This window comes from Bradyrhizobium sp. USDA 3315 (assembly GCF_054056795.1).
Window position 1 is genome coordinate 7,350,515 of the sequence record NZ_JBSRYP010000001.1, and the last position, 12,019, is coordinate 7,362,533.

The 12,019-nt window shown below is 65.4% G+C and carries 9 protein-coding genes; 8 read left to right on the forward strand and 1 reads right to left on the reverse strand.

The annotated features are described in order from the left end of the window. Nucleotides 1-14 precede the first annotated feature (14 nt). Nucleotides 15-1,517, reverse strand: a complete 1,503-nt coding sequence (locus ACVIYL_RS34565; RefSeq protein WP_456780655.1) for a leucyl aminopeptidase — start codon at nt 1,515-1,517, stop codon at nt 15-17. A 371-nt stretch (nt 1,518-1,888) separates the two neighbouring features. Between ACVIYL_RS34565 and lptF the strand changes: the two genes are divergently transcribed. From lptF to ACVIYL_RS34605, 8 genes are all read left to right on the forward strand, one after another. Next, complete coding sequence (gene lptF / locus ACVIYL_RS34570) at nt 1,889-3,055, forward strand: LPS export ABC transporter permease LptF (protein WP_456780656.1); 1,167 nt, start codon at nt 1,889-1,891, stop codon at nt 3,053-3,055. Further along, complete coding sequence (gene lptG, locus ACVIYL_RS34575; RefSeq protein ID WP_028335173.1) at nt 3,052-4,149, forward strand: LPS export ABC transporter permease LptG; 1,098 nt, start codon at nt 3,052-3,054, stop codon at nt 4,147-4,149. Before lptF ends, lptG begins: the two co-directional genes overlap by 4 nt. A 77-nt stretch (nt 4,150-4,226) precedes the next feature. Beyond that, nucleotides 4,227-6,644 (forward strand): LPS-assembly protein LptD, encoded by a 2,418-nt coding sequence (locus ACVIYL_RS34580; protein ID WP_253608914.1) that lies wholly within the window; start codon nt 4,227-4,229, stop codon nt 6,642-6,644. Between the two features lie 86 nt (nt 6,645-6,730). Continuing rightward, nucleotides 6,731-7,678, forward strand: coding sequence for a SurA N-terminal domain-containing protein (locus ACVIYL_RS34585; protein ID WP_225159077.1), 948 nt, complete (start codon nt 6,731-6,733; stop codon nt 7,676-7,678). 17 nt (nt 7,679-7,695) lie between these two features. Continuing rightward, nucleotides 7,696-8,697, forward strand: a complete 1,002-nt coding sequence (gene pdxA, locus ACVIYL_RS34590; protein WP_456780657.1) for a 4-hydroxythreonine-4-phosphate dehydrogenase PdxA — start codon at nt 7,696-7,698, stop codon at nt 8,695-8,697. Then, the gene (gene rsmA, locus ACVIYL_RS34595; protein WP_057019884.1) at nt 8,698-9,552 is read left to right on the forward strand and encodes a 16S rRNA (adenine(1518)-N(6)/adenine(1519)-N(6))-dimethyltransferase RsmA; all 855 of its coding nucleotides are present in this window, start codon (nt 8,698-8,700) and stop codon (nt 9,550-9,552) included. It abuts the gene before it with no gap. Between the two features lie 19 nt (nt 9,553-9,571). Beyond that, complete coding sequence (locus ACVIYL_RS34600) at nt 9,572-10,630, forward strand: alcohol dehydrogenase (RefSeq protein ID WP_456780658.1); 1,059 nt, start codon at nt 9,572-9,574, stop codon at nt 10,628-10,630. Nucleotides 10,631-10,919: 289 nt separating this feature from the next. After that, entirely contained in the window at nt 10,920-12,014 is a 1,095-nt protein-coding gene (locus ACVIYL_RS34605; RefSeq protein ID WP_456780659.1) for a hypothetical protein, read from the forward strand. Nucleotides 12,015-12,019 lie beyond the last annotated feature (5 nt).

A 12,019-nucleotide genomic window follows, 5' to 3' on the forward strand; every position in this document is an offset into this window, starting at 1 on the left:
CGCCGGCCGACACTCTATTTCCTGGCTTCATAATAGTCGGAGACCAGCCGCTCGAGCAGCCGGACGCCATAACCCGAACCCCAGCTCTGATTGATCTCGGTCTTCGGCGCGCCCATCGCGGTGCCGGCGATGTCGAGATGCGCCCACGGCGTGCCGTCGACGAAACGCTGCAGGAATTGCGCTGCCGTGATCGAGCCGCCGTTGCGCCCGCCGGTGTTCTTCATGTCGGCAAATTGCGAATCGATCTGCTTGTCGTATTCGGGGCCGAGCGGCATGCGCCACACCTTCTCGCCGGTCTCGAGGCCGACCTTGGCCAGGCGCTCGGCGAGCTCGTCGTTGTTGGAGAACATGCCGGCGTGATCGGTGCCGAGCGCGACCATGATCGCGCCGGTCAGCGTGGCCAGATCGACCATGAATTTCGGCTTGAACTTCTTGGCGACGTACCAGAGCACGTCGGCGAGCACGAGGCGTCCCTCGGCGTCCGTGTTGATGATTTCGATGGTCTGGCCGGACATCGAGGTGACGATGTCGCCCGGACGCTGCGCATTGCCGTCGGGCATGTTCTCGACAAGGCCGATGGCACCGACCGCATTGACGCGGGCCTTGCGCGCCGCGAGCGCGTGCATCAGCCCGACCACGCAGGCCGCACCGCCCATGTCGCCCTTCATATCCTCCATGCCGCCGGCCGACTTGATGGAGATACCGCCGGTGTCGAAGCAGACGCCCTTGCCGACGAACGCGACCGGCGCCTCGCTCTTCTTGCCGCCGTTCCAGCGCATGATCACGGTGCGGCCGGGCCGTGCCGATCCCTGCGCGACGCCGAGCAGCGCGCCCATGCCGAGCTTGGTCATCGCCTTGACGTCGAGCACCTCGACGCTGACGCCGAGCTTGCGAAGCTGGCTGGCGCGGCGTGCGAATTCCTCGGGATACAGCACGTTCGGCGGCTCGTTGACGAGCTCACGCGCCAGATTCACACCGTCGACGACGGACGCTTCAGGCGCATAGGCCTTCCTGGCGGCGGCAACATCGTCGACGGCGATCGAGACGTCGGCCCGCAGGGCGCCGTCCTCGCCGTCCTTCTTCTTGGTCTTGTAGCGGTCGAACTTGTAGGCGCGCAGACGGATGCCGGTGGCGATCGCGGCGGCCTGGCCGGCGGCCATCGCGGCATCGGGCAGTTCCGCGACCACGGTCATCGAACCGCTGCCGGCATTGAGCTTGCCGGCCACCACGCCGCCGAACTTGAGGAAATCCTTCTCCTTGAGGTCGGCCGCCTTGCCGGTGCCGATCACGATCAGCCGCTCGACCTTGATTCCCTCCGGCGCCAGGATGTCGAGGACCGCCCCGCTCTTGCCCTTGAACTGGTTGGCGGCCGCGGCCCGCTTGACCGTCTCGGCGGCGGCTCCCAGCGCCTTCCGGGCGGCGGCTCCCAGCTTCAATTGGTCGTCGCAAAAGACCACCAGAATACCGCGAGCGGACGCGGAGATCGGAACAAAGCCGACCTTGACGGCGTCGGACATAGGAAAATCCTCCAGAACTCAGGGTGTTGCTCGGACCTGAGGCGGTCCTTCCGGCACGCGGGGTGAGCATTGCGATGGCGGTCCGGAACCAGTCCGGACCGGGCTTGTCATACACTATGACCTGCCGGCTGCGCCGCTGCCAAGCGCCGGAGTGGCCGGAAGGCCACAAAAGCGATTAATTAACCATAAATTAAGCGTGCCTTGGCCCGGCCATTTTGTTGACGGATCAAAGGGATGGTAGTGAGAGAGTGACTAGAGAGTGAGCCGGACGGGTCCGCGGCTCGACCATAGGGGAACCCGGGTTGACGGGGATGGTCGAGAGCCGTGCGTTTGGTTGCGTGCAGGGGGCCTTTGGGGGTCGTGCGGTAGCGATGGGGTCGATCGACAAGTACATCTTTAAGACGACGCTGGCGTCGTTTGCGCTTGTCCTGGTCAGCCTCACCGGCGTGATCTGGATTACGCAGGCGCTGCGCGGCATCGACCTGATGACCAGCCAGGGTCAGACCATCCTCACCTTCCTTGGCATCACCGGTCTTGTGATTCCCGCCCTGGTGCTGATCATCGCCCCGATCGCGCTGATGATCGCGATCTCCCATACGCTGAACAAGCTCGCGACCGATTCCGAAATCATCGTCATGAACGCGGCGGGCTTCTCGCCGATCCGGCTGTTCCGGCCGTTCTTCCTTGCCACCTGCGTGGTGGCGGCCCTGGTCGCCTTCATCGGCGCCTATCTCGCCCCCGACGGCATGCGCCGAATCAAGCAGTGGGACGCCGAGATCACCGCCGACGTGCTGACCAACATCCTGCAGCCCGGCCGCTTCGCCCAGCTCGACCAGAACTTGACGATCCGGATCCGCGAGCGCCTGCCCGGCGGCGTGCTCGGCGGCGTCTTCGTCGACGATCGCCGCGATCCGCAGGAGCGCGTCACCATCATCGCCGACCACGGCACCGTGCAGAAGACCGACCGAGGCTCGTACCTCGTGCTCTATGACGGCAATCTGCAACGGTTCGAGGTTGGCAAGCGTGATCCGGCGCTGGTCGCGTTCGCCCGTTACGCCTTTGACATGTCGAAATTCTCGCAGGGCCGCGACGTCACGCTCGGGATTCGCGAGCGCTATCTCTGGGAGCTGATGTGGCCGGACGAGGAAGACAAGACCTATCAGCAACTGTCGGGCCAGTTCTTCGCGGAGCTGCATGATCGCTTCATGGCGCCGATCTATCCGTTCGCGTTCGCTGCCCTCACCTTCGCCTTCCTCGGCGCGCCGCGCACCACGCGCCAGAGCCGCAATTTCTCGATCGGCGGCTCGGTATTCGCGGTGTTCGGCCTGCGCATGGTCGGGTTCGCCTGCTCGGTCATGGCGGTGAAGACGCCGCTCGCGGCGCTGGTGCAGTATCTGATGCTGTTCGGCGGCATCGGCATCGGCATCTGGATGATCGTCGGCGGCGTGGTCGTCGAACCGCCGCCGCGGCTGATGGAAGCGATCGACAGGAATAACGAGCGCATTGCGCGCCTCTTCCGGAGGCCGGCAACCGCATGAGCATGGTCACAAACACGCTCGGGCGTTATTTCGCCGGCCGCTTCGTGGTCGCGGCGGTGGGCGTGTTCGCGGGCATCTTCGTGCTGCTCGTGCTGGTCGATTACATCGAGATGGTGCGCAAGACGTCGGGCCTCGTCTCGGCCTCCGCGATCACGGTCGCGGAAACTTCGCTATTCCGGGTGCCGCAGCTGCTCGAGAAGCTGATGCCGTTCTGCGTGCTGATCGGCGCCATGACCTGCTACCTCGCTTTGTCGCGTCGGCTGGAGCTCGTCGTGGCCCGCGCCGCCGGCGTCTCGGCCTGGCAATTCATCTCGCCGGCGCTGGCCAGTGCGATCATGCTCGGCATCTTCGCGACCACCGCCTACAATCCGGTATCGGCCAATCTGCGCGAGCTGTCCAAACGGATGGAAGCCGAGCTGTTCGGCTCGGCGCCCGGCGGCGGCATTCAGGACGCGTCCGGCTTCTGGCTGAACCAGATCAACGACGAGGGTCAGGCGATCATCAATGCGGCCCGCAGCGAGCAGCAGGGCGTCCGGCTGACCGGCCTCACCGTGTTCCGATTCGATACGGCGCTCCAGTTCAAGGAGCGAATCGAAGCGCGCGAAGCGGCGCTCGAAGACGGCCGCTGGGTGTTCAAGGGCGTGCGCCGATTCACCCTCGATAAGCCTCCGGTGGATCAGGACACCTTCTACCTGACCACCACCCTTACCCCGGCACAGGTGCGCAACAGTTTCTCCACCCCGGAAACTGTGTCCTTTTGGCAACTGCCGAACTACATCCGTTCGTCGGAGAGCTCAGGGTTCGCGACGGCTGGCTATCGCTTGCAGTATCACAAGCTCATCGCACAGCCGTTTTTGCTGGCTGCGATGGTGATGTTGGCGGCTTCTGTGAGCCTCCGCTTCTTTCGGATGGGCGGCGTGCAGAAGATGGTTTTGAGTGGCGTGGGCGCGGGCTTTCTGCTCTACGTGCTGTCGAAAGTAACTGAAGATTTGAGCAAGGCTGAGTTGATGCATCCCATCGCTGCGGCGTGGTTGCCTGTCGTTGTGGGCAGCCTCACCGGTTTCTTAGCCTTGCTGTACCAGGAGGACGGGTAGTGGCTATCGTCGCCGCCCGCCAGTTGAGGTCGCCTGCTCTCGGGCGGCGCAGTGTCCTGCGCCGTCAACGGAGCCGCATGGCCGCGTTTGGCGTTTCGATCTCAGCTCTCCTCGCCGCGTTCGTCGTGGTCAGCGCGCTCGACGTTGTCGCGTCGACGCCGGCTGCCGCGCAGGCCTTCACCTACAATCCGCGTCCGCCGAAGCCGCCCCGCCCGCCGGCCAAGAATGACGGGCAGATGCTCGTTCAGGCGACCGAGGTCGATTACGACTACAACAACCAGCGCATCTCGGCCGTCGGCAACGTCCAGATGTTCTACAACGGCACCAGCGTCGAGGCCGACAAGGTCATCTACGATCAGAAGACCAAGCGTCTTCATGCCGAAGGCAACATCCGCATGACCGATGCGGAAGGCAAGATCACCTACGCCAACATCCTTGATCTCAGCGACGACTACCGCGACGGGTTCGTCGATTCGCTGCGCGTCGACACCGAAGACCAGACCCGCATGGCGGCGACCCGCGCCGATCGGTCCAGCGGCAATTACACGGTGTTCGACAACGGCGTTTATACCGCCTGCGCGCCCTGTAAGGATGATCCGAAGAAGCCGCCGCTCTGGCAGGTCAAGGGCGCGCGCATCATCCATAACCAGACCGAGAAGATGCTCTATTTCGAGAACGCCCAGCTCGAATTCTTCGGCGTTCCGATGGCGTATCTGCCCTACTTCTCGACGCCCGATCCGACCGTGAAGCGCAAGAGCGGCTTCCTGATGCCGGGCTTCACCACGTATTCGGCGTTCGGCGTCGGCGTCGAAATCCCCTATTACTTCGCGCTCGCGCCGGACTTCGACGCGACGTTCAATCCGCGCATCACCTCGAAGCAGGGCGTGCTGTTCCAGGGCGAATTCCGTCAGCGCCTGTCGAACGGCGCCTATCAGATCCGGCTCTACGGCATCGACCAGCTTGATCAAGGCGCCTTCGCCGGCCAGCCCGGTGACCGCCAGTTCCGCGGCGGCATCGAGACCAAGGGTCAGTTCGCGCTGAACGACAAATGGACCTGGGGCTGGGACGGCGTGCTGCTGTCCGACTACTACTTCATGTCCGATTACCGGCTGGCCCAGTACAAGGATCCGTTCGGATCGTTCCTGTCGCTGCCGACCGAGGCGATCTCGCAGCTCTATCTGACCGGCGTCGGCAACCGCAGCTTCTTCGACGCACGCGCGATCTATTATCTCAGCTACTCCGGCAACCAGAACCAGGTTCCGGTGGTCGCGCCCGTTATCGACTACAACAACGTGATCAACAGCCCGATCTTCGGTGGCGAGTTCAGCTACAAGGTGAACTTCACCAACCTGACCCGCGAAACCGCGGTGTTCGACCCGATCACGACGACGGCCAACACCAACGGCCTGTGCCTGACCACATCCGCGGACCCGATGGCGCGCACGCCGTCGCAGTGCCTGCTGCGCGGCATGCCGGGCACCTACACAAGGCTGACCGCCGAGGCGCAGTGGCGTAAATCCTATACCGACCCGCTCGGCCAGATCTGGACGCCGTTCGTCGGCGTCCGCGCCGATGCCATCAACGCCGACATTTCGAACCAGCCGGGCGTTTCCAACTTCCTGCCGGTCGGCGACACCCAGACGGTCCGCCTGATGCCGACAGTCGGCTTCGAATACCGCTACCCCTTCATCAACGTGCAGCCGTGGGGCACGACGACCATCGAGCCGATTGCGCAGGTCATCATCCGGCCCGACGAACCCAGCGCCGGCAAGCTTCCGAACGAGGACGCGCAGAGCCTGGTGTTCGATACCTCGAACCTGTTCGCGATCGACAAGTTCTCCGGCTACGACCGCGTCGAAGGCGGCAGCCGCGCCAATGTCGGCGTGCAGGCCACCACGCAGTTCGATCGCGGCGGCAGCGTCAAGGCGATGTTCGGACAGTCCTATCAGATGTTCGGGTTGAACTCGTTCGCAGTCGCGGACGTCACCAACACCGGCATCGATTCCGGCCTGCAGAATCCGCGCTCGGACTATGTCGCGAGCCTTGCCTACTCGCCCAACCGCACCTACACGTTCAGCGTCCGCTCGCGGATGGACGAGGCGACCTGGAACATCAACCGGTTCGAGGCCCAGGCCAGCGCGAACTTCGACCGCTGGTCGGTCAGCCTGATGTACGGCGACTATGCCGCGCAGCCGGAGCTTGGCTATTTGACGCGCCGCGAAGGCATCCTCGCCAGCGGATCGATCAAGGTGGCGGCGAACTGGGTGGTTCAGGGCGCGGCGCGCTGGGACCTTGAAGCGAACAAAATCAACCAGTACGCGTTCGGCGCGGGCTATGTGGACGACTGCTTCGTGCTGGCCGCCAACTATGTCACGTCCTATACCTATCAGGCCGGCTCGACGCCGCCCGTCCTCAGCCACGCGTTCATGTTCCAGATCGGGCTGCGGACGATCGCGCAGACCTCCACGTCCAGCAGTTCGGCTGGCATGCAGTAGCGAGCGAGCGGTCTGGCGGGGTGCTTGGATTGCCTGCGGGCCTGTGGCTCCGGCTTGAATTGGTTTAAACGGCTGACATGACGATAATGACGACCGCTAGCCTGCCAACGCGCCGCCATCAGCTAGTGTTGAGTTCCCTGCTGGCTCTTTTCCTCCTGTTCGGAGGCGGCGCGCGACTGCATGCCCAGACCATCGCCGTGATGGTCAATGGCGAGCCCATCACCAATTACGACATCGAGCAGCGCGCCAAGCTGAACGCCCTGACCGGCGGCAAGACGCCTGATCGGAAGACCGTCCTCGACGAGCTGATCGATGAGAAGCTGAAGATCAAGGAAGCCAAGAAATTCGGCGTCGATCCCTCCGCCGGCGATATCGACCAGTCCTTCGGCGGCATGGCGCAGCGGATGCGGCTTTCCGGCGACCAACTCACCAAGGTGCTCGAGGGCAAGGGCATCCGCCCGGACACGCTGAAGCAACGCATCAGGGCCGACATGGTCTGGACCAGCCTGGTCCGCGGCCGCTTCAAGGAAAGCCTGCAGGTTGGCGAAAAGGACGTGGCCAACGCGGTCAAGGAGACCGGAGGCGCGGCTGAGGCCGAGGCATTCGAATACAGGATGCAGCCGGTCGTTCTGATCGTGCCCCGCGGCGCGCCGCAGTCGGAGTTCGAGGGACGCCGCAAGGAAGCGGACAGCCTGCGCGAGCGCGTTACCAGTTGCGAGGAAGCCAACACCTTCTTCAAGTCGATGCGCAACGCCGCGATCCGCGAGATCGTCGTGAAGACCTCGGCTGACCTGCCGCAGTCGCTGCGCGACATCCTGGACAAGACCCCGGTCGGCCACCTCACCCCTCCCGAGGTCACCAAGCAGGGCGTTGAAATGGTCGCCCTCTGCGGCAGGAAGGCAACCACCGTCGACACGCCGAAGAAGCGTGAGATGCGCGACAAGATGTACGTGCAGAAGTACGAGGCGAAGTCGAAGGCCTACCTGCAGGAAGTCCGAAAAGCCGCGATGATCGAATATCCAGGCGGGCGATGATCGACTATCGTTGACGCATGGCTCAACCTCTCGCACTTACATCCGGCGAGCCCGCAGGCATCGGCCCCGACATCACGCTCGCCGCATGGCTGCGCCGCCGCGAACTCGATCTCCCGCCGTTCTATCTGCTGGGCGACCGCGCCGCGCTTGCCGAACGCGCCAAGACGCTCGGGCTTGCCGTCGAGTTGGCCGAGGTCAGCGCCGCGGAGGCATCCGCGACGTTCGCACGCGCCCTCCCCGTGGTTGCGACCGGCAAGACAGCGACGGCGCGACCGGGCCAGCCCGACGGCACGAGTGCCGATGCGGCGCTGGCATCGATCCGGCAGGCCGTCGCCGATGTCGCCGCCGGCAAGGCCAGCGCCGTCGTCACCAATCCGATCGCCAAGAACGTGCTGTACCGCGCCGGCTTCCGACATCCCGGCCATACAGAGTTCTTGGCCGAGCTTGCCGCAAGCGGCGGGCGCGCGCCGCAGCCGGTGATGATGCTGTGGTCACCGGCGCTCGCCGTTGTCCCGGTGACGATCCATGTGTCGGTCCGCGAGGCGCTGGCGCAATTGACGACCGACCTGATCGTGTCGACCGCGCGGATCGTGGTCGCGGACATGAAGGCGCGGTTCGGCCTCGCAGCGCCGCGGCTCGCCATTGCCGGCCTCAATCCGCATGCCGGCGAAGACGGCACGCTCGGCATGGAAGACGTCGAGATCGTCGCGCCCGCGGTCGAGATCCTGCGCCGCGACGGCATTGCCGTCCGAGGCCCGCTGCCGGCCGACACCATGTTCCACGCAGCCGCGCGCAAGACCTACGACTGCGCGATCTGCATGTATCACGACCAGGCGCTGATCCCGATCAAGACCGTCGCGTTCGAGGACGCCGTCAACGTCACGCTGGGGCTGCCCTTCATCCGGACCTCGCCCGATCACGGCACCGCATTCGATATCGCCGGCACCGGCAAGGCCAATCCGTCGAGCCTGATCGCCGCCCTCCGGCTCGCCGCGCGCATGGCCGCGGCATCAAGCTAAGTGAGCACGATCGACGATCTGCCGCCGCTGCGCGACGTCATTCGCGAGCATTCGCTGTCGGCGCGCAAATCGCTCGGCCAGAATTTTCTGCTCGATCTCAACCTCACCGCGCGCATTGCCCGCGCCGCGGGCCCGCTGGAAGACTCCACCGTGATCGAGGTCGGCCCCGGTCCCGGCGGCTTGACGCGCGCGCTGCTTGCGCTGGGTGCCAAGCGCGTGATCGCCATCGAGCGCGACGAGCGGGCGCTGGCTGCGCTCGACTATATCGCCAAGCGCTATCCCGGCCGCATCGAGATCGTGCATGGCGACGCGCAGCGCTTTGACCCGCGTCCCTTGCTCGATGGCGCCAAGGCCAAGATCGTCGCCAACCTGCCCTACAACATCGCGACCCAGCTGCTGGTCGACTGGCTGTCGATCGAGCCGTGGCCGCCCTGGTACGACATGATGGTCCTGATGTTCCAGCGCGAGGTCGCCGAGCGCATCGTCGCCCATGAGGACGAGGAGGCGTATGGCCGGCTCGCGGTGCTCGCCAACTGGCGCGCCGAGACCAAGATCCTGTTCGACATCTCGCCCGCGGCCTTCGTGCCGCAACCGAAGGTCACGTCCTCGGTGGTACGATTGATACCGCGCGCCGCGCCCGAGCCGTGCGACCGCCGCATGCTCGAGCAGGTCGCAGCCGCCGCCTTCGGCCAGCGCCGCAAGATGCTGCGCCAGAGTTTGAAATCGCTGTCGGTCGATCCGGCGCGGCTTGCTGCCGCAGCCGATATCGACGCGACACGGCGCGCCGAAACCATTCCGGTCGCGGGCTTTGTTGCCATGGCCCGGGAATTGGCCGATATACGGGCCACAAAATAGAACAACAGGAGAAAACGTAATGGCGCGTATGGTTCGCCAATCCCTCGTCAAATTCGATGCACCGCTGTGCGAAACCATCGTCGACACGCCGAAGCCCCAGGGACGCGAAGTGCTGGTGCGCATCGAGCGCTGCGGCCTGTGCCATTCCGATCTCCACATCCAGGACGGCTACGCCGATCTCGGCGGCGGCAAGAAGCTCGACACCACCCGCGGCATGACCCTGCCCTTCACGCTCGGCCATGAGATCGCGGGCGTGGTCGACGAGGTCGGCCCCGATGCGCCGAAGGATCTGATCGGGACGAAGAAGGCCGTCTTCCCCTGGATCGGCTGCGGCCAGTGCCGCGACTGCCTCGCCGGCGACGAGAATCTCTGCGTCAAGCAGCGCTTCCTCGGCGTCTCGATCGACGGCGGCTTCGCCACCCACGTGCTGGTGCCCGACGCAAAATACCTGCTCGATTACGATGCGCTGCCGGTCAACCAGGCCGCCACCCTGATGTGCTCCGGCGTCACCGCCTATGGCGCGCTGAAGCGCCTGGTCGATCGTCCGCGCCAGCGCAATCTGCTGCTGATCGGTCTCGGCGGCGTCGGAATGATGGGCCTGTCATTCGCGCAGGCGATGTTCAAGCAGCCGATCACGGTTGCCGATCTCAGCCCCGCGGCGCGCGAGACCGCGCTGAAGAACGGCGCGGCGGCCGCCTATGACCCGGCAGAGCCCGATGTCGTCAAGCGCATGCTGAAGGAGAGCGACGGCGGCTTCGACGGCGTCGTCGACTTTGCCGGCAACGAGAAGTCGATGGCGTTTGCGGTGTCGACGGTCGCGCGCGGCGGCAAGATCGTGGTGTCCGGCCTGATGGGCGGCCAGTTCACGCTGCCGATGGTGCAGTGGGTGTACAAGCGCATGACCATCGAAGGCTTCATGGTCGGCACGCTGGCCGAAGGTCAGGAATTGATGGCGCTCGCCCGCGATGGCAAGATCAAGCCGACGCCGATGAAGGAAGAGCCGATGGCCGACGTCCAGAAATGGATCGACGAGCTGCGCGCCGGCAAGGTCGTCGGACGCATCGTCCTGAAGAACTAGAGCATTCCGGAAGAGCGTGACGCGTTTTTCCGAAAGATCACGCTGAGACATGACGTCCCGCCGGTGCTGCTACCGCCGGCGGGACGCGGCCGCTCCGATGGAACCTGACGGTCGAACCAAGCCATCGTTCGGTTCACGTTCCGCGGCCTCGGGCTCGCCGCAATTGCGGCACGCCGCGAGCCCCAATTAAGCCCCACCCGTTCCGGATTTGCGGCGCATTGCGACCCAACTCTTTGCCGAGATTGGGATCTCCAGCGTTTGCGTTAAAAAAGAGATACCGGGGACGCGTATGTCAAATCGTTCAGCGAAATTCGCTGCGGCGCTTGCCGCCAGCATCCTGGCCGGCGCCAGTTGCAGCGCCATGGCCCAGACCGCCGCCAATACGGCCAATAGCACCAACAACACGGCGGACACCTGCCTGGCCGCGCCCAAGGGAACCGCGCCTGCGGGAAGCCACTGGTTCTACCATCTCGATCGCAGCAAGAAGAAGTGCTGGTATCTCGGCGAGGCCAAGAACAAGGCCGCCAAGACGGCGACGACGAGCACGCAGCAGCCGCCGGCGGCAGCAGCGCCCGATACCACAACGGCCGACGCGACGCCGCCACAGAGCCAGCCGACGCCGCAGAGCCAGCCCGCGCCGCAGCAGCCGGCGATGCGCAGATCAGTCGCCGATGCCCATGCCGAATGGCCCTCGCCCCAGGTCGCAGCCGTACCTGCGCCAAGCGCCGACGCCGGCCAGGCCGGCGGAACGGCAGCGACGCCCGACCCGGCAGCCACGCCCACCGGTACCAACGCGCAGCCGTCCGACGTGAACGCCAGATGGCTGGATGCATCGAGCATGGCCGGAACCAACGGAACCAGACGCGCCGCAGACCAGCCGACCGCGGTTGCGCAGGCAGACACGACGCCGCAACCGGCGGCCGCGCCGGCGCCTGCCGCCCCCGCCACGGCCGAAGCGTCCGTGGAGAAGTCACCGTCGTCGACGCAGATGCTGCTGATCGTGATGGTTGGAGCCCTGGCGCTGGCCGGCCTGGTCAGCACGCTGGTTTTCCGGCTGACTCGCACGCGTACGCCGCCTTACGAGACCAAGGATGAGTGGCAGGCGCCGTGGGATTCGCTGCACACCGAGCCGGCGCCCCCGATGGCGGTTGTCAGCCGGGACCGTCCGCTGCGGCTGTCCGAGGCTGCGCCGCGCCGCGCCGAGACGCCCGTTCCGCGCCGTGCGGAGACGCCCGCTCCGCGCCGTGCGGAGACGCCCGCTCCACGCCGGGCCGAGAAGCCAGCTCCACGTCGCGAGGCTACGCGTGATCGGGATCAAAGGGAGCAGGACAACAAGCAGATCGCCGCAATGCTGCAGCGGCTTGCGCGCAGCGCGACGAACTAAGGTCC

What these genes read in the sequence shown, in the direction of transcription:
- ACVIYL_RS34565 (WP_456780655.1), bottom strand. Translation starts at nt 1,517, where the DNA reads ATGTCCGACGCCGTCAAGGTCGGCTTTGTTCCGATCTCCGCGTCCGCT.
- lptF (WP_456780656.1), top strand. Translation starts at nt 1,889, where the DNA reads ATGGGGTCGATCGACAAGTACATCTTTAAGACGACGCTGGCGTCGTTT.
- lptG (WP_028335173.1), top strand. Translation starts at nt 3,052, where the DNA reads ATGAGCATGGTCACAAACACGCTCGGGCGTTATTTCGCCGGCCGCTTC.
- ACVIYL_RS34580 (WP_253608914.1), top strand. Translation starts at nt 4,227, where the DNA reads ATGGCCGCGTTTGGCGTTTCGATCTCAGCTCTCCTCGCCGCGTTCGTC.
- ACVIYL_RS34585 (WP_225159077.1), top strand. Translation starts at nt 6,731, where the DNA reads ATGACGACCGCTAGCCTGCCAACGCGCCGCCATCAGCTAGTGTTGAGT.
- pdxA (WP_456780657.1), top strand. Translation starts at nt 7,696, where the DNA reads ATGGCTCAACCTCTCGCACTTACATCCGGCGAGCCCGCAGGCATCGGC.
- ACVIYL_RS34600 (WP_456780658.1), top strand. Translation starts at nt 9,572, where the DNA reads ATGGCGCGTATGGTTCGCCAATCCCTCGTCAAATTCGATGCACCGCTG.
- ACVIYL_RS34605 (WP_456780659.1), top strand. Translation starts at nt 10,920, where the DNA reads ATGTCAAATCGTTCAGCGAAATTCGCTGCGGCGCTTGCCGCCAGCATC.